Origin of the sequence: Pelomonas caseinilytica (assembly GCF_021353235.1) — a bacterium.
GTDB lineage: Bacteria > Pseudomonadota > Gammaproteobacteria > Burkholderiales > Burkholderiaceae_C > Pelomonas > Pelomonas caseinilytica.
Window position 1 is genome coordinate 135,334 of record NZ_JAJTWT010000003.1, and the last position, 22,231, is coordinate 157,564.

Below are 22,231 nucleotides of genomic sequence, written 5' to 3' on the forward strand. Positions count from 1 at the left end.
CGCATCATGCCAGGAGGCCGACGGCCCGGGCTCAGGCCAGCCGCGCGACCCCTTCGCCCGGCAGGGCGCGCAGACCCAGCCCCAGCAGCAGCAGCGTGAAGAACACCAGGCCCACGCGCGGCGCGTCCAGCAGGCTGTCGAAGGCGCCGACGGTGGCGAAGCCGATCAGCGCGGCGACGATGGCCGGGGCCAGCGGGTGGTCGCGCCCGCGGCCGAAGGCCAGGCGCAGCACCGCCAGCAGCCATGCCGCGGTCAGCAGCGCCAGGCCCACGAGGCCCTGCTCGAAGAGCACGTGCAGCGCCGCGTTCTTGATGTGCCAGGGCAGGTGGTGGCGGTCGCTGGAGAAGAACCAGCGCGCCATCTCGCGGTTGAAGTCGCCATTGACCAGCAACTGCCGGCCCTGGCTGTCCTGCATGGAGATGCGGGCGATGTCGACGCGCGCGCCGCGCGTGTCCAGCGCCATCGAGAAGGTCACGAAGCGGGGCGCCCACCACGAGCCGCCGAGGGCGGGCACCGGGCCGAGCTGGAAGTCGCTCGTCTGCCACTCCGGCTGCCGGTCCGTCGCCTCGCCCTCGGCCGCCGGGTGCGGCTTGAGCTGGGGTTCGACGCTGGAGCAGTTGTCGGGGTAGATGAGGTTCTTCTCGCAGATCTGCAGCACCAGGTAGGCGTCGGCCGCCGTGCGGCTGACCAGGTGCACCGTCACCAGCCCCGGCGCCGGCGCCGCGATGCGCTGGCTGACGCGGAACTGCTCGCCCCGGCCGAGCTGGTGCTTGCCCGCCGCCAGCGCGAGGTAGGACTCGTGCTCGTCGTGGCGCAGCCGGTAGTCGCCGACCATCGCGTCCACCGGGCCGTCGTAGAAGTTGGTGGCCACGAAGCGTCCGGCGCCCTTGCCGAGCAGCCATTGCCGGCCGCCGTGCAGCAGATGCAGGCCTTCGCGCCAATGGGTCAGGCGGGTCTGGCCGTCCTCCTTCCAGGTGGCCACGCGGTCGCGCAGGTAGCCGCCGCCGCCCAGGGCCGCCACCACGGCCATCACCAGCAGCAGGCCCGCGGTGAGCAGGGCGCGCTTGCGCCAGCCGGCCTTGCCCACGCTGCCCGCGCCCTGCAGGGGCCACAGGCGCGGCTCCAGCAGCATCAGGGCCCACAGCCCCGCGAGGGCGAGGCCGGCGGCCATGCCCGTCCAGCGGCCGGCGGTACCACCCCAGTAGTCGGCCACGATGACCATGGTGGCCAGCAGCCAGAACCAGGCCGTCGTCACCAGCAGCAGGTAGACGGGGCGCGTCTGCCCGGGTTCGTCGCGCCAGCGCAGCACGGCGCAGCAGGCCAGCGCCACGGCATGCAGGGCATAGGCCGCCTTGGGCACGGCCATCGACAGGGCCCAGCTCGCGCCGCCCAGCAGCAGGGCCAGCACGCCGCCCATGACGAGGGCCGTCAGCCGCTGGCCCAGGGTCGGCCGCCACAGGCTGGCCGGCAGGGTCAGCAGCACCACCATCACGAAGAACAGCGCCAGCAGGCCGCGGTAGCCGCCGCCGCCGAAGACCAGGGCCGCCGCCAGCGCGAAGGCGGCGGCCATCGCCAGCGCGCCCACCTTGGCCAGGCGCGGCAGCGGCTGGTCCACCGCGCCGAGGCTGCTGTCGACGTGGCTGCTGTCCGGTCCTGCGGCGGCACGGCGCCGCTGCGCATCGGCCAGCAGCACCATGGGCACCAGGGCCAGCGGCAGGGCCAGGTAGACGCCGCGCGAGAACGTCGTCAGGCAGGCATAGGCGGCCAGCAGCACGATGGCCAGCCCCGCGGCGAAGCGCCAGGGCGAGCGCGTGCGCAGCAGGGCCAGCAGCGCGAAGGGCAGGGTCAGCACCAGGAAGCCGTCCAGCGCCGCGCCGCCGACGTGCATTTCCCAGAACAGCGCGGTCGTGCGGTAGTCGGTGGAGAAGTCGAGCAGGCCGGTATAGGCCAGGCGCTCCCACAGCGCCGCTACGCTGGCGCCGGCCAGGGCGAGCACGAGGCCGAGCAGCAGGCCGCGCGAGAAGCCGCGAGGCCGCGCCGCGGCGGCGGCCGTCCACAGCGGCAGCAGTGCCAGCACCAGGAAGATGGCCTTGGCATTGCGCACCGAGTTCATCGGCTCGTGATAACCCTGGAACCAGCCGAAGGTGAAGGCGCCGGCGTCGGAAAAGCCCCGCTTCATGCTCCAGGCCGCCGACAGCGCCAGGGCCACGATCAGCACCCGCACCGCCGGCGAATAGACGAGGGCGTGGCGCCAGGCGGGGGCGCGGTCACGCGCATTCAGCTGCAGGGCATAGGCCAGGTAGCCGCCGCAGCCGCAGGCCGTGACGAGCAGGTCCATCTCTTCGAAGGTGATCCAGCCCGTCCACGGCGCCAGGCCGATGAGCGGCAGCGGCGCCAGCAGCAGCACGGGCGTCTTGACCCAGAACAGCGCCGCCAGCAGCACGGCGACGCCCCAGGCCGCCAGGGCCAGCGGCCCCGACAGGGGATGGTGCCAGGCCAGCTCGGCACCCAGGGCGCCCAGGCCCAGGCCGGCCGCCAGGGCCAGCCATTGCAGCCGCGTGGCCGGCAGATGCAGCTTCAGGGGCCCGAAGCCGAGCAGGCCGCCCATCGCGGGCGCGGCGCCGACGGCGGACATCAGCGCAGCGACCGGCTCAGGCCGGGCGCAGTCGAGGCGGGGCAGGGATGGGGCAGGGGCGCAGGCAGCGGGCGGGCCATGGATCCTCCGGGCAAGCGCGCATTGTTGCCCAGCGCCCGGGGTGGCGCATCCCGAAAAATCCCTCCGGGGGCCCTCAGCTGCGGGCTTGCCGGGCGAGCGAGGTCGTGGCCGCCGTCGCGGGCGAATCGCCGCTCAATCGCGCGGCCATGGCCGCGAGCGCCACGCCGGCCGCGGCACCCAGCCACAGCCAGCGCTTCCACCAGGCGACCGGCTTGGCCGGCGCATGGGCCTCGGCGCCGGGCAGGGCGTTGCGCTGCGGGCTCAGGCCCAGCCATTCGCGCAGTTCGTCGGCCAGGCCCTCGGCGCCGCGGGTGCGCAGTTCGGGCGATTCGGCCATGGCGCGGCGCAGCAGGTTGTCCAGCTTCATCTGCCGGTCCTCGCGCAGGGTGGGCCAGGCGTCGCCGGCGCTGCCGCGCAGCGGCGCCAGGCCACGGGGCGTGTTTTCCCAGCCGCAGACCAGCCCGCGCGCGAAGGCGCCCAGGCCGTAGACCTCGCTGGCCAGGCTGGGCGGCTCGCCATGGCGCCGCTCCGGCGCGACGAAGGCCGGCGAGGCGCCGAGGCTCAGGCCGCGGTCGAAGGGGTCGGTGGGGTCGGGGATGCGGGTCAGGCCCAGGCCCATCAGGCGCACGCCGCCCTCGCGGTCGAGCCAGATCATGGCCGGGTCCAGCTCGGCCAGCAGCCAGCCCTGCTGGTGGGCCGAGCGCAGGGCCTCGCACAGCTGCACCAGCAGCTCGACGCGCTCCCGCAGACCGAGTTCGTCCAGCCGGGGCAGCAAGGGCTCGCCGTGCTCGCCCTCGACGATGAGGTAGGGATGGGCATCGGGCGTGACGCCGCTGTCGCTCGGCACGGCGATCTGGGGGTGCTGAAGCCGGGCGAGGTCGCCGGCCTGGTCGGCATAACGCAGCATCACGCCGGCACCGTGGTCGCTGCGGTCGAGCACCAGCACGGCGGCCTTTTGTTCGGTGGCCAGGGCGTGGTGGGCGCTGTACCACTGGCCGGCATGGGCCTGCTCGCCGTCCGGCAGCGGCTTCTGCAGCCGCCACACGCCCAGCACCTGGCCTTCGTCCAGGGGCGCGGCAGCGGCCGGTGGCGGCAGTGAGAGGTTGGGCATGCGCATGGCGCGGCATATTAGGGGTGACCCCAGGGTGTCGCCATCCCCCGCGGTTACAAAGCCGCCGCCCCCGCGCATTCGCTCACGCCCGTCGGCCAAAGCCGATGAAACGGCGTATTTGCGGGCCGAGCGCTGGGCTGCCAAGGGCCAGAGGCCCTTGGCCTGTCGTAGGCACAAGCAGTCCGCAGGGACTGCTTGTGTCCGACTCCAGTTCCCGAGCCGGCCCGCGCAGGCGATGTGCTTGCGGCTCAATGCCGCAAGCATCGCCGCCCCCTCGGGGGGCTGAGGCCGGACACGACAAGTCCAGTGGACTTGTCGTGCCTGCCGAAGAGCAGCCGCACTGCCGGCTGCGCGGTCTGCAAGACGATCAGACCGCGCCGCGTTCAGCGCGCGGGCTGAGCCGGGGGCTCCTTCACTTCTGGGGGAGGCTGATGGCCACGCGCAGGCCGCCACCGTCGCGGTTGGCCAGGGCGATGCGGCCGTCGTGCGCCTCGGCGATCTCGCGCGCCAGGGCCAGGCCCAGGCCGGTGCCGCCCTGCGAGCCCGGCTCCGAGCGCTTGGTCGAGTAAAAGGGCAGGAGGGCCTGGGCCAGCACCGCCTCACTCATGCCCGGGCCGCGGTCGAGCACTTCCAGCCTCAGCTCGGCGCCCTGGCTGGCCAGGCGCAGCACCACCTCGTCGGGGTCGCTGCCCGACTCGTGGGCGTTCTTGATCAGGTTGAGCAGGGCCTGCTCGATCTGCGCCGGGTCGAACCACCCCGGCGCCTGCGGCGGGCTGCCGTCGACACGGAACTCGCCCAGTGTCGCCAGCCGCGCCAGGAAGCCCGGCCAGTCCACCGCCTCGCGGCGCGGCGCCGGCAGCTTGGCGAAGCGGGCATAACCGCTCAGGAAGGCGTGCAGGTGGGCGGCGCGCTCGCCGATGCTCCCCAGCACCTCGGGCAGGCGCTCGGTGTGGCCGCGGCGGGCCAGCTCGGCCCCGCTGTGGGCCAGCGACGAGATCGGCGCCAGCGAGTTGTTCAGTTCGTGGCTGAGCACGCGGATGACGCGCTTCCACGTCGCCACCTCGGCGCGCGACAGCTCGCGGGTCATGCGCCGCAGCAGCCGCAGCCGGTGCGGCTGGCCCTGCAGCCGGAAGGCGCGCGTGCTGTGGTGGAAGGTTTCCTCGCTGCCGTCGGCCAGGGTGACGGCGAAGAGCCGGTCCGCGTCGCCCGCCAGAGCCTCGCGCAAGGCCTCGGGCAGCGGCGCGATGACGGCGCCGAAGTCCAGACCGACGAGGCTGCGCCCATCGCCAAGCAACTGGCGGGCGGCGAGGTTGGCGATGGCGATGCGCCCGCCAGGTCCCGTCAGCACCAACGCCACCGGCGTGTTCTGCACGACCGTGTCGAGCAGCAGCTCGCGCTGGGCCAGGTGCTGGCGCTGTTCGCGCAGGGCCAGGCCCAGTTCGGCATGCAGCCGTGTCAGCGCCGCCAGCTCGCGCGGGCCGTCGGGCGTCAGGTTGAGGCTGAAGTCGCTGTCGCGGTAGCTGAGCACGGTCCCCTCCAGCGCCCGTGTCAGGCGCAGCAGCGGCGCCAGCCAGCGTGCCGACAGCCAGGCCAGCAGCGGCAGCATGACGGCGATGGCGGCCAGCAGGGCCGGCCCCTCCGACAGGCCCGCGCGCCGCACGCCGAGGATGACCAGAGGCGGCACCACCGCCGCCGTCGCCAGCGCCAGCATCGCCCGCGTGCGCAGCGACAGCAGCGCGTTCAAGGCGCGATCCCGTAACGCTCCAGCCGCCGGTACAGCGCCTGGCGCGACAGGCCGAGCTGCGTCGCCGCCCGGCTGACGACGCCGCCCGCCGCGGCCAGCGCCGCGACGACGGCCTCGCGGCTGGGCTCGTCGAGGTTGCGCCAGGCGCCGCCCGAGGCGCCCGCGCCGGCGTCCTCCAGGCCGAGCAGGGCGGGCGTGATCTCGCCGCCCTGGCAGAGCAGGGCCGCCCGCTCGACGGCGTTCTTGAGCTCGCGCACATTGCCCGGCCAGCGATGGGCCAGCAGGGCCTCGCGCGCGGCCTCGCCCAGGCGCGCCCGGCCGCAGAGGAAATGCTCGGCCAGCGGCAGCACGTCCTCGCGCCGTTCGGCCAGCGGAGGCAGCCTGAGCTCGATGAGGTTGAGGCGGTAGAACAGGTCCTCGCGGAAGGAGCCTGACCTGACCATCGCGCGCAGGTCGGCATTCGTCGCACTGAGCACGCGCACGCGAGTCTGGCGTGTCTTGCTGGAACCCAGGCGCTCGAACTGGCCGGTCTCCAGCACCCGCAGCAGCTTGACCTGGCCCGCCAGCGGCAGGTTGCCGATCTCGTCGAGGAAGAGGGTGCCGCCGTCGGCCGCCTCGAAGCGGCCGACGCGCGCCTTGGCCGCGCCCGTGTAGGCGCCGCTGTCGCTGCCGAAGAGTTCGGCCTCGATGAGGTCGGCCGGCAGGGCGCCGCAGTTCAGCGCCACGAAGGGGCCGGCCCGGGCCGCCGAGTTGGCATGCACGAAGGCGGCGATGCGCTCCTTGCCGGCGCCGTTGGGCCCGGTGATCAGCACCGGCACCGGGGCTGCCGCCACCTGGCCGGCGAGTTCCAGCAGGCCGAGCATGGCGTCCGAGGCGAATACCAGGCCGGCGAGGTCGTAGCGCCGCGCCAGGGCGGCTCGCCGTTCGCGGCCCAGCTCGCGCATGCGCGCGATCTCGCGATTGGCCTCGCCCAGCTCCAGCAGGTTCTCCACGCTGGCCAGCAGCTTGGCGTCGTCCCAGGGCTTGGCGAGGTAGTCGGCCGCCCCGGCTTTCACGAGGGCGACGGCCGCGTCCAGGCGCGTCCAGGCCGTCAGCAGGATGATGGGCAGGTCCGGCCGACGCGCGCGGATGGCGCGGAACAGCGCCTCGCCCTCCTCGCCGGAGGTGGTGTCGGCGGTGAAGTTCATGTCCTGGATGACCAGGCCGAACGGGCGGGCGTCGAGCAGGGCGAGGCCCGCCTCGGGGCTGGTGGCGACGCTGGCCTCGATGTCGTGCAGGGACAGCAGCAGCTCCAGCGCCTGGCCCACGCCGGGGTGGTCGTCAATGATCAGAACGCGTCGCATGGCGGGGAAGGATAGGTCGAATTCCCGCCCGGCCCGCCTGTAAGCGATTTAACGTCCAGTTACCACTGACCCGTCTGCCCTAGGTGTTTATCTGAGCGGCATTACATGGCAGTGCAACGCTTGCCCTCGTATCCTGCGCCGCACCGCTGCCTAACGCGCAAGCTTGGCGGCATTCAACCAGTCGAAGGGATTCAAGCGATGTCCTCTGTGGGAATAGATGCCGTGCCCGGTCCGGGCCGCAGCAGCGGGTGGCTCGACAAGGAGCGCACCGTCGCCGGCGTGGGTTTCAACCGCTGGCTGGTGCCGCCGGCGGCCCTCGCCATCCATCTATGCATCGGCATGGCCTATGGCTTCTCCGTGTTCTGGCTGCCGCTGTCAAAGGCGCTGGGCATCAAGGAGGCCATCAAGTGCGGCCCCGACGTGGGCTTCTTCCAGGAGCTCTTCGTCACCAGCTGTGACTGGAAGGTCTCCACCCTCGGCTGGATGTACACCCTCTTCTTCGTCTTCCTCGGCTGCGCGGCGGCCATCTGGGGCGGGTGGCTGGAGCGCGCCGGTCCGCGCAAGGCCGGCGTCGTGTCGGCGCTGTGCTGGTGCGGCGGCATGCTCATCTCGGCGCTGGGCATCCACACCCATCAGTTCTGGCTGATGATCCTGGGCAGCGGCGTCATCGGCGGCATCGGCCTGGGCCTGGGCTACATCAGCCCGGTGTCGACGCTGATCAAGTGGTTCCCCGACAAGCGCGGCATGGCCACCGGCATGGCCATCATGGGCTTCGGCGGCGGCGCGATGATCGGCTCGCCGCTGGCGGCCGAGCTGATGAAGCTCTTCGCCACGTCCACCGACGTCGGCGTCACGCAGACCTTCGTCGTCATGGCCCTCGTCTACTTCGTCTTCATGATGGGCGGCGCCCTCGGCTACCGCGTGCCGCCGACGGGCTGGAAGCCCGCCGGCTGGACGGCGCCGGCGGCCAAGGCCGGCAACGCCATGATCACCCAGCGCCACGTCCACGTGAGCAAGGTCTGGGGCATCCCGCAGTTCTGGCTGGTGTGGGTGGCGCTGTGCATGAACGTGTCGGCGGGCATCGGCGTCATTGGCATGGCCAGCCCGATGCTGCAGGAGATCTTCGGCGGCTCGCTGATCGGCCTGAGCGGTGACGGCGCCAAGTTCGCCGCGCTGGACAAGGCCCAGCTCGGCGCCATCGCCGGCGTCGCCGCCGGCTTCGCGGCCCTGCTCAGCCTCTTCAACATCGGCGGGCGCTTCTTCTGGGCCAGCCTGTCCGACAAGCTGGGCCGCAAGATGACCTATGTCGTCTTCTTTGTGCTCGGCGGCGTGCTCTACGCCAGCATCCCGAGCAGCGCGGCGGCCGGCTCCAAGCTGCTCTTCGTCGGCGCGGTCTGCATCATCCTGAGCATGTACGGCGGCGGCTTCTCCACGGTGCCGGCCTACCTCGCCGACCTCTTCGGCACGCAGATGGTGGGGGCCATCCATGGCCGGCTGCTCACCGCCTGGGCCACGGCCGGCATCCTGGGCCCCGTGGTCGTCAACTACATGCGCGACTACCAGCTGGGCCTGGGCCTGCCGCGCGAGCAGGTCTACAACCAGACCATGTACATCCTCGTCGGCATGCTGGTCGTCGGCCTCGTGGCCAACCTGCTGGTGCGTCCCGTGGACGCGCGTCATTTCATGAGCGACGACGAGCTGGCGCACGAGCAGAAGCTGGCCCGCGAGCGCGCCGCCGCCACCGAGGTGGGACGCGGCAGCGGCGAGGCGGCGGCGAGCTCGACGCTCACCGTCGTGCTGGCCTGGGCGGCCGTCGGCATCCCCTTGGCCTGGGGCGTCTACAAGACCCTGCTGAGCGTCGGCAAGTTCTTCCACTGAGGCTGGCCTGCTAGGCTGACGAGCCCCACCGCCCCCGGGCGCGGGGCTTTTTCCCGAAGTGAAATCTCAAAGGCAACCACAGAGGCACGGAGGCACAGAGGAAACACCGAGCTTTTATCTCTGTGGCTCCGTGCCTCTGTGGTTGCATTTCTGCATTCGTTTCATGCGTCGCGGGTGCCGCGAATGCGGAATGGACAACTGATGTGCGAGCGATGAGCGAACAGAAGATCGAGTTCTACGACGGCCCGGCCGGCGGCTGGGCGGCGCTGAAGAGCGTGGCCCGGCACCTCAACGAGCAAGGGGTGGCGGTCAAGGGCGCCAAGACGCTGCTGCACGCCAACCAGGCCGACGGCTTCGACTGCCCCGGCTGCGCCTGGCCGGACCGCGACCACCGCTCGACCTTCGAGTTCTGCGAGAACGGCGCCAAGGCCGTCGCCGCCGAGGCGACCGCGCGGCGCGCCACGCCCGAGGTCATCGGCGCCCGCACCCTGGCCGAATGGGCCGAGGCCTCCGACCACGAACTCGAAGCGACCGGCCGGCTCACCGAGCCCATGGTCTACGACCCTGAGGCCGACCGCTACCGCCGCACCACCTGGGACGAGGCCTTCGCGCTCATCGCCCGCGAACTCCAGGCCCTGGCCGACCCCAACCAGGCCATCTTCTACACCTCGGGCCGCACGAGCAACGAGGCGGCCTTCCTCTACCAGCTCTTCGTTCGCCAGTTCGGCACCAACAATTTCCCTGACTGCTCCAACATGTGCCACGAGCCCAGCGGCTCGGGCCTGCGGCCGACCATCGGCGTGGGCAAGGGCACGGTCACGCTGCAGGACTTCGAGCAGGCCGACTGCGTCCTCGTCTTCGGCCAGAACCCGGGCACCAACCACCCGCGCATGCTGGGCGAGCTGAGGGCGGCACGCAAGCGCGGTGCGCGCATCGTCAGCTTCAACCCGCTGAGGGAGCGCGGCCTGGAGCGCTTCGCCGACCCGCAGGACAAGCTGGAGATGCTGACCTTCGGCTCGGCAGCCATCAGCAGCCACTACTTCCAGGTCAAGGTCGGAGGCGATTTCGCGCTGCTCAAGGGCATGTGCAAACGCGTCGTCGAGCTGGACGACGAGGCCCGCCGCGAGGGCCGTGCGCCGGTGCTGGACGCGGCCTTCATCGCCGAGCACACGTGCGGCTTCGACGCCTTCGCGGCCGAGCTGCGCGAGCAGGCCTGGGAGCCCCTGGCCGAAGCCAGCGGCCTGAGCCGCGCCCAGATCGAGCAGGCCGCCGACCTCTACGTGGCCAGCGAGCGCGTCATCGCCTGCTGGGGCATGGGCATCACCCAGCACCGCCATTCGGTCAAGACCATCCAGATGATCGTCAACCTGCTGCTGCTGCGCGGCAACCTGGGCCGGCCCGGCGCGGGCGCCTGCCCGGTGCGCGGCCACAGCAACGTGCAGGGCGACCGCACCATGGGCATCTACGAGAAGCCCGCGCCGGCCTTCCTCGATCGCCTGGGCGAGGTCTTCGGCTTCGAGCCGCCGCGCGAGCCGGGCGTGGACACCATCGGCGCCATCCAGGCCATGCTCGACGGGCGCGCCAAGGTCTTCATCGCCATGGGCGGCAACTTCGCCGCGGCCACGCCCGACACGGCCGCCACCTGGCGGGCGCTGCGGCGCTGCGAGCTGACGGTGCACATCACCACCAAGTTCAACCGCAGCCACGTCGTCCACGGCCGCCAGGCCCTGGTGCTGCCGGTGCTCGGCCGCACCGAGATCGACGTGCAGGCCGGCGCTCCGCAGGGCGTCACGGTGGAAGACTCGATGAGCATGGTCCACCTGTCCACCGGCATGAACGCACCGGCCAGCGAGCACCTGCTGTCCGAGCCCATGGTCGTCGCACGCATGGCCGTGGCGACGCTCGGCGACGGCCGCACGCCCTGGCTGCAGCTCGCCGGCGACTACGCCGCCATCCGCGACCGCATCGAGGCCGTGCTGCCCGACTTCGCCGGCTTCAACGACAAGGTCAGCCGGCCCGGCGGCTTCCGCCTGCGCAACACCGCCAGCGAGCGCGCCTGGGCCACGCCCAGCGGCAAGGCCGAGTTCAGCACCCACGCCCTGCCTACCGATGGCGCCACCGAGCGGGCTGCCGAACGGCGGCGCGACGTGCGCGTCTTCACGCTGACGACGCTGCGTTCCCACGACCAGTACAACACGACCATCTACGGCCTCGACGACCGCTACCGCGGCGTCTACGGGCACCGCCGGGTCGTCTTCATCCATGCCGCCGACCTGGCCGACCTCGGCATGAAGGCCGGCGACTGGGTCGACGTCACCAGCCTCCACGCCGGGACGGACGGCGGCGAACTGCAGGAGCGCCGCGCCGAGCGCTTCCTGCTTGTCGAGTACGACATCCCCCGCGGCTGCCTGGCCAGCTACTTCCCCGAGACCAACGCCCTGGTGCCGCTGGAGAGCTTCGCCCTCGGCGCCCGCACGCCGACCTCCAAGGCCATCCCCGTCGTGCTGAGCCCGCATGGCGCCGCCTGACGAGGCCCTGCTGCGCCTGCTGCTCGAACTCGACGAGGGCGAGGGCGTCGCCCTCACCCGCCTGGCCAAGCGCCTGGACGAGCGGGTCAGCGTGCTGTTGCGGCGCTGCACCGCGCTGTCCGACGCCGTCATCGGTGGCGTCGCGGGGCCGGGCTGGCTGCGGCTGCAATGCGACGACGCTGGGCGCTGGGTCGCCTGGCCCACGCCTGCGGGCCGTGCGGTGCTGGGCGAGCCCTCCTGAGCCGCGCGCCGCCAACGGCACCGGCTGCCAGCGCGAAATCCGTGAAAAACGATGCGCGTTTTGGCGGGTCAATATCAAATGTATCAAATAACATCGGAGCTCCACTGACAGGGATCTCCCATGAACAGCCTTGAACTCGTCGACGCCGGCGCCGACTCCGCCGCCCCGTCCCAGGCCGCCATCAACGAAGCCCTGGTCTTCCAGCTGGACGGCCAGGAATACGGCATGGCCCTGCAAGCCGTCCGCGAGATCCGCTCCTTCGAGGCGCCGACGCGGCTGGCCGGCGCACCGGCCGACGTGCTGGGGGTGCTGGACCTGCGCGGCGAGGTCATCCCGCTGATCGACCTGCGCCGCCGCTTCGGCCTGCCCAGCGTGCCCTTCGACGCCTTCACCATCGTCATCGTCGTCAGCCTCGGCGAGCGCTGCGTGGGCGTCGTGGCCGACCGCGTCAGCGACGTCGTGCAGCTGCAGCCCCAGCAGGTGCGCCCCATGCCGGACATGAACGGCGTCCCGAGCCGGCGCCACCTGATCGCCATCGCCGCCCTCGAGGGCCGCACCATCGTGCTGACCGACATCGTCGGCCTCGTCGCCGACGGCGGGGCGGACCTGGCCCTCGCCGCGGCGGCCTGAGCGGGCTCCCGGCCGGGCCGGGCTTGACCCCAGGCCGGCGGGGCCGGCGGCGGGAGGGGACACTCCCCACTCCATCCACACACCGCCTCGCCATGCCCGCCCTGCGTCTCCTCGGCCGCCTCACCTCCATCAACGTCCGCAAGGCCATGTGGACGGCCGCGCTGCTCGGCCTCGACATCGAACGCGAGGACTGGGGCGCGGGCTTTCGCTCGCCCCAGGAGCCGGGCTACCTCGCGATGAACCCCAACGGCCTCATTCCCGTGCTCGTCGATGGCGACTTCACGCTGTGGGAGAGCAACAGCATCTGCCGCTACCTGGCCGCCCGGTGCGGCGACACGGCGCTGCTGCCCACCGAGCTCCGGGCGCGGGCGCGGGTGGAGCAGTGGATGGACTGGCAGGCCGGCGAACTGAACAACTCCTGGCGCGTGGCCTTCATGGCCCTGGTGCGCGGCCAGCCGGCCGCGCCCGAGGCCATCGCGGCCGGCGTGGCCGGCTGGAACCGCCACATGGCCCTGCTCGACGGCCAGCTCGCCCGCACCGGCGCCCATGTCTGCGGCGAGGCCTTCACCCTCGCCGACGTCGTGCTCGGCCTGTCGGCCCAGCGCTGGCTGAACGCGCCCATCGAGCGCATCGAGCTGCCGGCGGTGCAGGCCTGGATGCAGCGGCTGAGCCAACGGCCCGGCTTCGCGGACTACGTCGGCAACGGCATGCCCTGACCCTCAGCGGTCGGGTGCCGGCGTCCGGGACATCGCCTCGGCCACCTGCTGGCGCTCGGCCGTCGACAGCTCGGCGGCGAAGGCCGTCCCGGCCAGGGCCGCGGCGGCTTCGGGCACGCCGGCCTGGAAGGCGCGCGCGGCCAGCGCCGGCAGCAGGGCGCGGTGCCAGGCGGTGACGGTCTGGCAGCGGCGCGCCTCGGCGTCCGCCTCCACCATCAACTGGGTCGTCATCTCGGGCACGACGCCCAGCGCCCGGGCCCGCTCGAAGCTGTCGCGGCGTGCGTCGTTGGAGGCGCAGGCCCTCAGCCAGCCCACCGCCTCCCAGGCCGCCGCCGCGTCGTGGCCCGCGAAGGCGCTCTCGATGTGGGGACCATAGCCCTCGGAGCCGATTCCCACCGTCTGGACGGCTGCAGCCGCAGCGCTTGCGGCAACCGCTCGTGGCGGTGCGCTGGCGACGATGGCTGCCACCGGCGTGGCGGCGGGCGTTGTCGAAGCCGCCGGCACGGCGGCCACGCCCGCGGGCCGGACCGCGGCCGGAGCAGGCTCCTGCGAGGCCGGCCAGCGGGCGAGCCCGCCGACCGCGAGCAGCGCCAATGCGGCAGCGGCGGCCGCCATGGCGAGGCGGCGTTGCCAGCGCTTCATGACAGCGGCGCGGCGGCGTTCATGCCGCGAAGTTGTAGCGCACCACGGCCACCGCCAGGGCGAAGAGGTAGCCGCAGGCGAAGCGATCGATGCGCAGCACCGGGTCGCCGCGGCGGGCACGCCAGTGGCCGATCAGGGTCATGGCCAGGCCGGCGAGCACCGGCGTGACCACGAGGTTGAGCAGCCGGGGCCAGCCGTCGCGCGTCAGGTGCTGGGGCAGCAGCCACAGGCTGAGGGCGCCCACCCCGGCACCGAGGAGGAGATAGCCCGCCACAGCGAGCCAGACATTCGAGGAACGGCGAAAAGGGGCTGCGAGCGACTGCAGCCCCCATTCGATGAGCACCTCGCCGAAAACCTGGAAGACCAGTTCGGCAAGCAGTTCGAGCAGGATCTCCAGGGCATCCTCCGGCAGGCGTGGCGGACTCCCAGTCTAGGAGAGCGCCGCGCGCTACCAGCTCAGCGGGCGGGCTTCAGCCCAGGCGCACCGGCACGAAGATCTGCTGCCCGTCGCGCGCCACCAGCAAGGCCACCTGGCGGGGCTTGTCCTTCATCGCGGCGCGCACCTGCTCGACGCTGTCGACCGGCTTGCCGTTGAGCGCCAGCAGCACGTCGCCCGGCTGCACGCCGGCGAGCTGGGCCGGCCCGGTGACCCGCTCGATCAGCAGGCCATGGTCCAGGCCCGAGCCGCGCAGCTCCTGGCGCTCCAGCGGGCGCAGGGCCAGGCCCAGGGAGCCGCCCTCGGGTGCCGCGCTGGCCTCCTGCACGTCCTTGTCGGCACGACCGAGGCTCACGGTTTCGGTGTGGCGGCTCTTGTCGCGCCACAGCTCGAGCTTGATCTTGTCGCCCGGGCGGGCCAGGCCGACGCGGCTGGAGATGTCGCCCGCCACGTGCACCGGCTCGCCGTCGATGCCGGTGATGACGTCGCCGGCCTTCAGCCCGGCCTTGGCCGCCGCGCTGTCGGGCACGACGCTGGACACCAGGGCACCGTCCGGCGTGTCCAGGCCGAAGGAGGCGGCCAGCGGCGCGGACAGGTCCTGCAGCGTCACGCCCAGGCGCGCATGCTCGACCTTGCCGTGGGCGACGATCTGGTCCTTCACGCGCAGGGCCACGTCCACGGGGATGGAGAAGGCCAGGCCCTGGAAGCCGCCGCTTTGCGAATAGATCTGTGCGTTGACACCGACCACGCGGCCCGCGGCGTCGAACAGCGGGCCGCCGGAGTTGCCGGGGTTCACCGCCGCGTCCGTCTGGATGAAGGGCACCACGCTCTCGCCGGGCAGCGAGCGGCCCTTGGCGCTGACGATGCCCTGCGTGGCCGACTGCTCGAAGCCGTAGGGCGCGCCGATGGCCAGCACGTAGTCGCCCACCTGCACCTGGCGCGGGTCGCCGAGCTGGACGGTCGGCAGGCCCTTGGCGTCGACCTTGAGCACGGCGATGTCGGTGGCGGGGTCGCTGCCCAGCACCTGGGCCGAGAACTCGCGCCGGTCGTTGAGCTTGACGGTCACCTGCTTGGCGTCGCGCACGACGTGGGCATTGGTCAGGATCAGGCCGTCGGTGCTGATGATGAAGCCCGAGCCCTGGCCGCGGAAGGGCTGGGCGCCGGGGTTGCCGGGCTGCGGCATGCGCAGGCCCGGAATGCCGCGGAAAAAGCGGAAGAAGGGGTCGTTGTCCATGCCGCCGTCGGCCATGGCCGGGCCGTCGACCTTGTGCAGGCCGGCCACCGTGATGCCGACCACGGCCGGCCCCTGGGTCTGCACGATGGCGCGGTAATTGGGCAGTTGGGCCGGCGGCAGCGCGACGGCAGGCGCCGCAGCCACGGTGGCGGCGGCCGCGGCCACCGGCGTGACGGCGCTGCCCGGCGTGGCGTCGCCTGCCAGCGGTGCCGTCACAGGAGCCTTGGGCTTGAGCCATGCGGGGGCCGTCCAGCCGGAGGCGGTGGTCGTCAGCGTCACGCCCGCGGCCAGCAGGGCGGCGGCCGTGGCGGTCAGGGTCAGTTTGGCGGTCTGGGTCATCGAAAGCTCCTCGGGAGGCTGCGGCGCAGCCCATGCCAGGGAACTCTAGGGAGCGAGGGTGAGGGCTCGATGAGGCGGAGATGAGGCCAAGATTAAGACGGGCTCGGACCCGCTGTAGGAGGCCGGCGCGGCGGTGCCGGGCTGCAGGGCCTTCAAGCCGGCTTCGCCTTGTCCGATAAGCGCCGGCGGACCGTGCCGACACCGCGGGGGAGGGCAGCGGCCCAAGATGGCCCCATCCACCGTGAGGTCCATCCCGCGCCGATCCCCCGTCCAAGTCCGCGTCGGAGTTCGCCATGAAGTCCCGTCTGATCCTCCCGCTGCTCGGCCTGGCGATGGCAGGCCTGGCGCATGCCCAGAGCCAGCCCGTCGCCGGCACGCAGGCCGGCCGGGCCCTCACGCGGGCCGCGGCGCCCGACCCCGAGCTCAACTGGCGCGACCCGCAATGGCTGTCCCGCCAGCGCGAGCGATCGCGCTGGCGCTACCAGCTCGGCCTGGAGCAGCAGGTGCGCTCGCCCGTCCAGCTGGGGCCCCAGGCGGCCGTGCGCGAGGCGGTGTGGGCGGGGGTCAGCTACGACCTGACGCGCAAGCTGAGCGGTGGCGTCGAAGCGCCCGTCTGGCAGCGCGACACCGGCTGGGCGGCGCGCATGTCCTTCGAGCGGCCCAGGAACGAGGGGCTGGCCGGGCTGCGCGGCGCCTTCTCCTACCAGATCGACTCGCACAGCCGGCTGATGCTCAAGCCGCAGGCGCACCGCGTCATGCTGAGCTATTCGGCCAACTGGTGACCCCTCAACTCAACACGGAGCCCACCATGGCCAAGTTCATCACCATCGGCTACGGCGATTCCGCCGGCTATGAACGCACCGACCCCGCCCTGCGCGAGGCGGCGCACGCCCAGGATGCCCGGCTCGAGGCCGCGGGCGCCGTGATCGGCGTGGCCGGCAAGGCCGTGCAGGTCCGCAACCCGCAGGGCCGCGGCATGCAGGTGACGCAAGGGGCCTACCTCCAGTCCGCGCTTCCGCTGGCCGGCTTCGCCCTCATCGAGGCCGCCAACCTGGAAGAAGCGGTGTGCATGGTGGCCGGCACGCCCTGCGCCGTGGCCGACGGCGTCGTCGAAGTCTGGCCGCTCGAAATCAGCCACACCTGAAACTCGCGTGTTCCGGACCAGCCCCGCGCCGCGTCCAGCGCGCGGGGTTGGGAAACGGGGTATTTGCGGGCCGAGCGCTGGGCCGCCCCCTCGGGGGGCGGACCAGCCCCGCGCCGCGTTCAGCGCGCGGGACTGGGCCGGGGGCGCCAGTTCACGCCCGCGACATCCAGTCGCTCAGCTCGTCGGCGTGCTCTTCCTCGTCGGCGAGGATGTCTTCCAGCAGGCGCCGCGTCGTCGAATCCTTGTCGGCCACGAGGCGGATCATCTGCCGGTAGGTCTCGATGGCGACCCGCTCGGCCTGCAGATTGGAGCGGATCATGCCCTTGAGGTCGTTGATCTCGTCGTAGCCGGCATGGCTGCGCTCCAGCAGGCCCACGGGGTTGAAGTCGGGCTCGCCGCCCAGCTGCACGATGCGGCGCGCGATGCGGTCGGCATGGCCCAACTCCGCCGTTGCATGAACGAGAAACTCCTCGGCGATGGCCGGCGACTCCAGCCCCGTGGCCATGAAGTGATGGCGGCGGTAGCGCAGCACGCAGGTGATCTCGGTCGCCAGGGCGCCATTGAGCAGCCTGACGATGTCGTCCCGCCAGGGCCCGTAGGCCGGGGTGACGGCGCCGTCGTCGAGATGGTGGCGCGCGGCGTCGAGCGCCGCTTCGTCGAGCTGCAGGGGCGTGTAGGTGTCGGCCATGGCTTCAGGTTTGGAGTGGTTGGGGAGTCAGCGCAACTTTGGTTGCTTGTCCTCGGCCCGGGCATCGGCTGCCGAGCTGATCGTCTGTCGGAGACTGCCGACGCGCTGGGCCTGGCGCGTCGCCTCGCCATGGCGGAGGTTCTCCTGCAGCGTGTCGACGAAGGCGGCCAGCAGCGCGGCGGCCAGCAGCAGGGTCGCCGCGGCCAGCATCCAGGCCGGCGGCTCCAGGCGGTCGAGGGTGTCAAGCACTTTCTTCATGCCGGCTCCTGCGCCGCCCGGTCCCGGCGGCGTGGCACGAACTGTCCGGCATCGCCGGCCGCCGCCATGACGGCCGGGCGCTCGACCCGCCGTAGGACGAGGAAGCGGCCTTGATCCCACCCCTTGTAGGACAAGGCTGATCGCGCCGCGCCGCCGGCGCCGCTAGGCTTTCGTTGCGACTGACACCGGAGGACACCATGATTCGCATCGGCATCGTTGACGACCACGCCATCGTTCGGTCCGGCCTGCGCCAGTTCCTTGCCGACAACGTCGACTTCCGCGTCACCGGCGAGGCCGGCAACGGCCGCGAGGCCCTGGAGCTGGCGCGCGGCGGCGAGGTCGACGTGCTGCTGCTGGACATCTCCATGCCCGACCAGAGCGGCGTCGATGCGCTGGCGGCCATCAAGGCGCGCTTTTCCGACCTGCCCGTGCTCATCCTCAGCGGTTTCCCGGAGGCGCATTACGCGACGACCCTGCTGCGCCAGGGTGCCAGCGGCTACCTCAACAAGGAGTGCGATCCGGAGGAGATCGCCACGGCCATCCGCACCGTGGCGCGGGGCCGGCGCTACATCAGCCCGGCGGTGGCCGAGCTGCTGGCCGACGGCGTGGGCGGCGGCGGCGAGCGCCCGCCGCACGAGTTGCTGTCCGAGCGCGAGTTGCAGGTCTTCCTGCGCCTGGCCAAGGGCGAGACGGTGGGCGACATGGCCAAGGCGATGTTCCTCAGCGTCAAGACCGTCAGCACCTACCGCAGCCGTGTGCTGGAGAAGATCAATCTCGCCACCAACAGCGACCTGACCTACTACGCGTTGAAGAACGGCCTCATCCAGTAGCGGCTTCGCGTCCTGGCGCCGGCCAGCGGATCTCGGCGCGCAGCCCGCCTGCTGGCGCCGTGTCCAGGCTGACACGAGCGCCTTGCTGGCGCGCGGCGGCCTGCACGATGGCCAGGCCCAGGCCGCTGCCCGGCGCGTCGTGGCCGTCGCCGCGCTGAAAGCGGTCGAAGGCGCGCTCACGCAGCGCCGGCGGGATGCCGGGGCCGTCGTCGTCCACGCGCAGCACCGCCGCGCCGGAGGCCTCGCGCAGCACTTCGACCTGCACGGCATGCGCGCCGTACTTCACCGCGTTGTCCACCAGGTTGCGAACGGCGCTGCGCAGGGCCTGCAGGTCGCCCTCCAGCGGCAACGGCCGTGGCGCCGACAGCTGCAGCGCCACGCCGGCCTTGTCGGCCAGCGGTTGCACGTCGGCCACCGCCTGCCGGGCGATCTCGGCCAGGTCCAGCGTCTGCGAGGCCGCCGCCGCGCCGGGCTCGGCACGGGCCAGGGCGAGCAGCTGCTCGACGAGGTGCACCGCGCGGTCGATGCCCCCGCGCAGCCGGGCGATGGCGGCGTCCTGCTCGGGGCCGGGTGGCGCGTCGCGCAGCAGGCCGAGCTGGAGCTTGAGCGCCGTCAGCGGCGTCCGCAGTTCGTGCGCGGCGTCGGCGACGAAGCTGCGCTGGGCCTCGAAGGCCGTGGACAGCCGGCCGAGCAGCCCGTTGAAGGCCTCCACCAGCGGGGCGACTTCGCCGGGCAGGCCCTCGGTAGGCAGTGCATTCATGGCGTTCGCATCGCCGGCCTGGGCCGCGCGCACGACGCGCGCCAGCGGCGCGATCGACACGCCGATGAGCCACCAGATGGCCGCCGCCACGAGCGGCAGGGCCACGGCCACCGGCACGATGCTGCGCAGCGCGGCGACGGCCGCCAGCCGCTGCCGCACCGCCAGCGGCTGGGCCACCTGCACCACGCGCAGCGGCGTGGCCGCGCTGAAGACGCGCCAGTCCTGCCCGCCGAGATGCAGGTTGGAGAACCCCAGCACCGCGCGTGCCGGCAGCGGCTCAGTCATGCCCTGGGGACGGCTCGAATAGAGCTCCAGCCCCTGCAGCGACCAGATCTGCACCACGTAGTCGAAGCTCGGGTCGGCCAGGGCCGCGGCCTCGTCGCCGGCGATGCGGCCCTGGTCGCGCAGCGACAGCGCCGTCTGGCGCAGCTGGTAGTCGAAGAGCTCGTCGGCCTCGGCGCGCACGCTGACGTAGGTGGCGCCCGCGACCGCGACGGCGGTCACGGCCCCCAGGCCGGCCAGCAAGGCGAAGAGCCGGCCGCGCAGCGTGACCGGCACCTTCACGCCATGCCGCCTTTTTCAGGGCCGGCGTAGTACCCGAGGCCGCGCACGGTGTGCAGCAGGTCGGCGCCAAGCTTCTTGCGCAGCTGGTGCATGTAGACGCTGATGGCGTTGCTCTCCAGCTCCTCGCCCCAGCCGTAGAGGCGGTCTTCGAGCTGGGCGCGCGAGACGATGGCGCCGGGCCGCTCGAGCAGGGCCTCCAGCAGCGCGAATTCGCGGGCCGACAGCAGCACTGGCCGGCCGGCGCGGGTGACCTCGCGGGTGGCCGGGTCCAGCTTCAGGTCGGCCACCTGCAGGACCGGGCTGGCGCGCCCGCCCTGGTGGCGGCGCGTGACGGCGCGCAGCCGTGCCAGCAGCTCGTCCAGCTCGAAGGGCTTGACGAGGTAGTCGTCGGCGCCGGCGTCCAGGCCCGCGACCTTGTCGGCCAGGGCGTCGCGCGCCGTCAGCACGATCACCGGGGTGGCGTCGCCCCGGGCCCGCAGGGCGCGCAGCACTTCGACCCCGCCGAGGCGGGGCAGGCCCAGGTCCAGCAGCACGGCGTCGAAGCGCTCGCCGCTGGACAGCACGGCGTCGGCGGCCTGGCCGTCGCGCACCCAGTCGGCCGCGAAGCCCTGGCGGCGCAGGGCCTCGCGCAGGCTGTCGCCGATCATGGCGTCGTCTTCCACCAGCAGCAGGCGCATCGCGGCTAACCCGGCAGCGCCACGGCGCGCCGGCCCTTGCGAGGGCAGGGCATGCCGACCGGCATGTCGATGATGAGGAGCACGGGCATGCGCGCAAGCGTAACGCCAAGCTCAGGCAGGTTTCGGGGCGCGCGGCACCGCGCTGGTGCCGCGGGCCGGCGGGGCGAACCTCTTTTGTGCGCATGGCTTGCATACAAGACAGATGAACGCTGGCATGGAAGCTGCGAAGTGCCCGCCATGGGCATCTCGGCCACCGACATCAGCCAGCGCATCGTCGAAGCAGTGCTCGCGCAGAAGCTCGCGCCCGGCGCGCGCCTGGGCGAGCAGCAGCTGGCGATGCTTTTCGACTGCAGCCGCACCATCGTGCGCGAGGCCCTCACGCGGCTGGCGGCGCGCGGCATCGTCACCGTCAGTGCGCGGCGTGGCTGGTACCTGATCGCGCCCAGCCAGGACGAAGTGCGCGAGGCCTTCGAGGCCCGTCGCGTCATCGAACTGGGGCTGATCCGCGGCCAGGGCCGACTGCCTGACGACGCCATCGTGCGGCTCAACCAGCACCTGGAGCAGGAGCAGGCGGCGCTGCGCGGCGACGACGTCGGCACGCGCAGCTTCCTGCTCGGCGACTTCCACGTCTGCCTGGCCGAATGCCTGGGCAACGGCCTGCTGGCCGACACGCTGCGCGACTTCACGGCGCGCACCACGCTGATCGCCATGCGCTACCAGTCCTGCCACGACGCGGCCCTGTCCTGCCAGGACCACGTCGCCGTCGTCGCCGCCCTGGCCGAGGGCGACAGCGCCCGGGCCGAGGCGCTGATGGCCGCGCACCTGGCCAGCGTGCAGGCGGCCCTGCGCCTGCCGGCCGACGACGACCCGCTGCAGCGGCTGCGCGACGCCCTGGCGCCGCTGCCCGCACCCACCTCCGAATCCACCGCCCCCGCCTACCTAGGAGCCCTGCTATGACCTCGTCGCTTTCCCGCCGCCTGATCCTGCTCGCCGGCCTGAGCCTGCTGGCCCTGGGTGCCCAGGCCCAGAACGCGCTGGACACCATCGTCAAGACCAAGACGGTCAGGATCGCCATTCCCACCGACTACCCGCCCTATGGCTTCGTCGGCCCCGACATGAAGCCGCAAGGCCTGGACGTGGCCATGGCCGAGCTGATCGCGGCCAAGCTGGGCGCCAAGGTGGAGCTGGTGCCGGTGACCAGCGCCAACCGCATCCCCTACCTGCAGACGAAGAAGGCCGACCTCGTCATCTCCACGCTGGGCAAGAACCCGGAGCGCGAGAAGGTCATCAACTTCAGCGCCGCCTACGCGCCCTTCTACCAGGCGGTGTTCGCGGCCAAGAGCCTCTCGGTCAAGAGCTGGGCCGACCTGGCCGGCAAGAGCGTGGCCGTCACCCGCGGCGCGATGGAAGACCAGGAGCTGGCCAAGGTGGCCCCGGCGACGCTGGAGTTCAAGCGCTTCGAGGACAACAACGCCACCATCGCCGCCTTCGCCGCCGGCCAGACCCAGCTGCTGGCCACCAGCGCCGCGGTGGCCGGCAACCTGATGCAGCGCAACCCGGGCCTCAACGTCGAATACAAGCTGCTGCTCAAGGACAGCCCCTGCTTCGTCGGCGTGGCCAAGGGCGAGGACGCGCTGCTGGCCAAGGTCAACGCCATCATCGCGGCGGCCAAGTCGGCGGGCGAACTGGAGGCGCTCTCGAAGAAGTGGCTCGGCCGCGGCACCGGCGACCTGCCTCTGTGAGCCGGATGAA

The 22,231-nt window shown here is 72.3% G+C and carries 21 protein-coding genes; 10 read left to right on the top strand and 11 right to left on the bottom strand.

Going from position 1 to position 22,231, the window contains the following annotated elements; translation table 11 throughout:
• Positions 1-31 precede the first annotated feature (31 nt).
• The 4 genes from LXT12_RS08015 to LXT12_RS08030 form a co-directional block, all read right to left on the bottom strand.
• Entirely contained in the window at positions 32-2,635 is a 2,604-nt protein-coding gene (locus LXT12_RS08015) for a hypothetical protein (protein WP_233390983.1), read from the bottom strand.
• 154 nt (positions 2,636-2,789) lie between these two features.
• Positions 2,790-3,827, bottom strand: a complete 1,038-nt coding sequence (locus LXT12_RS08020) for a serine/threonine protein kinase (protein WP_233390984.1) — start codon at positions 3,825-3,827, stop codon at positions 2,790-2,792.
• Between the two features lie 412 nt (positions 3,828-4,239).
• The gene (locus LXT12_RS08025) at positions 4,240-5,571 is read right to left on the bottom strand and encodes a sensor histidine kinase (protein WP_233390985.1); all 1,332 of its coding nucleotides are present in this window, start codon (positions 5,569-5,571) and stop codon (positions 4,240-4,242) included.
• Entirely contained in the window at positions 5,568-6,914 is a 1,347-nt protein-coding gene (locus LXT12_RS08030) for a sigma-54-dependent transcriptional regulator (protein WP_233390986.1), read from the bottom strand. Before LXT12_RS08030 ends, LXT12_RS08025 begins: the two co-directional genes overlap by 4 nt.
• Before the next feature lie 198 nt (positions 6,915-7,112).
• Here LXT12_RS08030 and LXT12_RS08035 point away from each other — a divergent pair, with 198 nt between their 5' ends.
• The 5 genes from LXT12_RS08035 to LXT12_RS08055 all read left to right on the top strand — a co-directional run bounded on the left by LXT12_RS08035 (position 7,113) and on the right by LXT12_RS08055 (position 12,907).
• Entirely contained in the window at positions 7,113-8,792 is a 1,680-nt protein-coding gene (locus LXT12_RS08035; RefSeq protein WP_233390987.1) for an OFA family MFS transporter, read from the top strand.
• Between the two features lie 212 nt (positions 8,793-9,004).
• On the top strand, positions 9,005-11,320 hold the full coding sequence (locus tag LXT12_RS08040; RefSeq protein ID WP_233390989.1) for an FdhF/YdeP family oxidoreductase: 2,316 nt from the start codon (positions 9,005-9,007) through the stop codon (positions 11,318-11,320).
• Entirely contained in the window at positions 11,307-11,561 is a 255-nt protein-coding gene (locus LXT12_RS08045) for a hypothetical protein (protein WP_233390991.1), read from the top strand. The genes LXT12_RS08040 and LXT12_RS08045 overlap by 14 nt, the downstream gene beginning before the upstream one ends.
• 120 nt (positions 11,562-11,681) lie before the next feature.
• A complete protein-coding gene (locus LXT12_RS08050; protein WP_233390993.1) occupies positions 11,682-12,191 on the top strand; it encodes a chemotaxis protein CheW in 510 nt (169 codons plus the stop codon).
• Between the two features lie 92 nt (positions 12,192-12,283).
• Complete coding sequence (locus LXT12_RS08055; RefSeq protein ID WP_233390994.1) at positions 12,284-12,907, top strand: glutathione S-transferase family protein; 624 nt, start codon at positions 12,284-12,286, stop codon at positions 12,905-12,907.
• 3 nt (positions 12,908-12,910) lie between these two features.
• On the opposite strand, the gene LXT12_RS08060 is transcribed toward LXT12_RS08055, so the two are convergent.
• The 3 genes from LXT12_RS08060 to LXT12_RS08070 all read right to left on the bottom strand — a co-directional run bounded on the left by LXT12_RS08060 (position 12,911) and on the right by LXT12_RS08070 (position 15,558).
• Positions 12,911-13,549 carry a hypothetical protein gene (locus LXT12_RS08060; RefSeq protein ID WP_233390995.1) on the bottom strand — a complete coding sequence of 213 codons (639 nt, stop codon included), beginning with the start codon at positions 13,547-13,549 and terminating at the stop codon, positions 12,911-12,913.
• A 19-nt stretch (positions 13,550-13,568) separates the two neighbouring features.
• Positions 13,569-13,823 carry a hypothetical protein gene (locus tag LXT12_RS08065; RefSeq protein WP_233390996.1) on the bottom strand — a complete coding sequence of 85 codons (255 nt, stop codon included), beginning with the start codon at positions 13,821-13,823 and terminating at the stop codon, positions 13,569-13,571.
• A 196-nt stretch (positions 13,824-14,019) separates the two neighbouring features.
• On the bottom strand, positions 14,020-15,558 hold the full coding sequence (locus LXT12_RS08070; protein WP_233390998.1) for a Do family serine endopeptidase: 1,539 nt from the start codon (positions 15,556-15,558) through the stop codon (positions 14,020-14,022).
• A gap of 293 nt (positions 15,559-15,851) precedes the next feature.
• Here LXT12_RS08070 and LXT12_RS08075 point away from each other — a divergent pair, with 293 nt between their 5' ends.
• On the top strand, positions 15,852-16,340 hold the full coding sequence (locus LXT12_RS08075) for a hypothetical protein (protein WP_233391000.1): 489 nt from the start codon (positions 15,852-15,854) through the stop codon (positions 16,338-16,340).
• Between the two features lie 26 nt (positions 16,341-16,366).
• The gene (locus LXT12_RS08080) at positions 16,367-16,702 is read left to right on the top strand and encodes a YciI family protein (RefSeq protein ID WP_233391001.1); all 336 of its coding nucleotides are present in this window, start codon (positions 16,367-16,369) and stop codon (positions 16,700-16,702) included.
• A gap of 151 nt (positions 16,703-16,853) precedes the next feature.
• On the opposite strand, the gene LXT12_RS08085 is transcribed toward LXT12_RS08080, so the two are convergent.
• Both LXT12_RS08085 and LXT12_RS08090 read right to left on the bottom strand, forming a co-directional pair.
• On the bottom strand, positions 16,854-17,390 hold the full coding sequence (locus LXT12_RS08085) for a ferritin-like domain-containing protein (protein WP_233391002.1): 537 nt from the start codon (positions 17,388-17,390) through the stop codon (positions 16,854-16,856).
• A gap of 27 nt (positions 17,391-17,417) precedes the next feature.
• The gene (locus LXT12_RS08090) at positions 17,418-17,648 is read right to left on the bottom strand and encodes a hypothetical protein (protein WP_233391003.1); all 231 of its coding nucleotides are present in this window, start codon (positions 17,646-17,648) and stop codon (positions 17,418-17,420) included.
• A gap of 197 nt (positions 17,649-17,845) precedes the next feature.
• Here LXT12_RS08090 and LXT12_RS08095 point away from each other — a divergent pair, with 197 nt between their 5' ends.
• Positions 17,846-18,478 (top strand): response regulator, encoded by a 633-nt coding sequence (locus LXT12_RS08095; protein ID WP_233391004.1) that lies wholly within the window; start codon positions 17,846-17,848, stop codon positions 18,476-18,478.
• On the opposite strand, the gene LXT12_RS08100 is transcribed toward LXT12_RS08095, so the two are convergent.
• Positions 18,468-19,802, bottom strand: coding sequence for a sensor histidine kinase (locus LXT12_RS08100; RefSeq protein WP_233391005.1), 1,335 nt, complete (start codon positions 19,800-19,802; stop codon positions 18,468-18,470). The two genes, LXT12_RS08095 and LXT12_RS08100, sit on opposite strands and share 11 nt — an antisense overlap.
• Positions 19,799-20,479 (bottom strand): response regulator transcription factor, encoded by a 681-nt coding sequence (locus LXT12_RS08105; RefSeq protein ID WP_233391006.1) that lies wholly within the window; start codon positions 20,477-20,479, stop codon positions 19,799-19,801. Before LXT12_RS08105 ends, LXT12_RS08100 begins: the two co-directional genes overlap by 4 nt.
• Before the next feature lie 237 nt (positions 20,480-20,716).
• Here LXT12_RS08105 and LXT12_RS08110 point away from each other — a divergent pair, with 237 nt between their 5' ends.
• Entirely contained in the window at positions 20,717-21,436 is a 720-nt protein-coding gene (locus tag LXT12_RS08110) for a GntR family transcriptional regulator (RefSeq protein ID WP_233391008.1), read from the top strand.
• A complete protein-coding gene (locus LXT12_RS08115) occupies positions 21,433-22,221 on the top strand; it encodes a transporter substrate-binding domain-containing protein (RefSeq protein WP_233391010.1) in 789 nt (262 codons plus the stop codon). The genes LXT12_RS08110 and LXT12_RS08115 overlap by 4 nt, the downstream gene beginning before the upstream one ends.
• The last annotated feature ends 10 nt before the right edge of the window (positions 22,222-22,231 follow it).

Coding starts and splice junctions, on each gene's coding strand:
- LXT12_RS08015 (WP_233390983.1), bottom strand. CDS start 2,635: ATGTCCGCCGTCGGCGCCGCGCCCGCGATGGGCGGCCTGCTCGGCTTC.
- LXT12_RS08020 (WP_233390984.1), bottom strand. CDS start 3,827: ATGCCCAACCTCTCACTGCCGCCACCGGCCGCTGCCGCGCCCCTGGAC.
- LXT12_RS08030 (WP_233390986.1), bottom strand. CDS start 6,914: ATGCGACGCGTTCTGATCATTGACGACCACCCCGGCGTGGGCCAGGCG.
- LXT12_RS08035 (WP_233390987.1), top strand. CDS start 7,113: ATGTCCTCTGTGGGAATAGATGCCGTGCCCGGTCCGGGCCGCAGCAGC.
- LXT12_RS08040 (WP_233390989.1), top strand. CDS start 9,005: ATGAGCGAACAGAAGATCGAGTTCTACGACGGCCCGGCCGGCGGCTGG.
- LXT12_RS08045 (WP_233390991.1), top strand. CDS start 11,307: ATGGCGCCGCCTGACGAGGCCCTGCTGCGCCTGCTGCTCGAACTCGAC.
- LXT12_RS08050 (WP_233390993.1), top strand. CDS start 11,682: ATGAACAGCCTTGAACTCGTCGACGCCGGCGCCGACTCCGCCGCCCCG.
- LXT12_RS08055 (WP_233390994.1), top strand. CDS start 12,284: ATGCCCGCCCTGCGTCTCCTCGGCCGCCTCACCTCCATCAACGTCCGC.
- LXT12_RS08060 (WP_233390995.1), bottom strand. CDS start 13,549: ATGAAGCGCTGGCAACGCCGCCTCGCCATGGCGGCCGCCGCTGCCGCA.
- LXT12_RS08070 (WP_233390998.1), bottom strand. CDS start 15,558: ATGACCCAGACCGCCAAACTGACCCTGACCGCCACGGCCGCCGCCCTG.
- LXT12_RS08075 (WP_233391000.1), top strand. CDS start 15,852: ATGAAGTCCCGTCTGATCCTCCCGCTGCTCGGCCTGGCGATGGCAGGC.
- LXT12_RS08080 (WP_233391001.1), top strand. CDS start 16,367: ATGGCCAAGTTCATCACCATCGGCTACGGCGATTCCGCCGGCTATGAA.
- LXT12_RS08085 (WP_233391002.1), bottom strand. CDS start 17,390: ATGGCCGACACCTACACGCCCCTGCAGCTCGACGAAGCGGCGCTCGAC.
- LXT12_RS08090 (WP_233391003.1), bottom strand. CDS start 17,648: ATGAAGAAAGTGCTTGACACCCTCGACCGCCTGGAGCCGCCGGCCTGG.
- LXT12_RS08095 (WP_233391004.1), top strand. CDS start 17,846: ATGATTCGCATCGGCATCGTTGACGACCACGCCATCGTTCGGTCCGGC.
- LXT12_RS08105 (WP_233391006.1), bottom strand. CDS start 20,479: ATGCGCCTGCTGCTGGTGGAAGACGACGCCATGATCGGCGACAGCCTG.
- LXT12_RS08110 (WP_233391008.1), top strand. CDS start 20,717: ATGGGCATCTCGGCCACCGACATCAGCCAGCGCATCGTCGAAGCAGTG.
- LXT12_RS08115 (WP_233391010.1), top strand. CDS start 21,433: ATGACCTCGTCGCTTTCCCGCCGCCTGATCCTGCTCGCCGGCCTGAGC.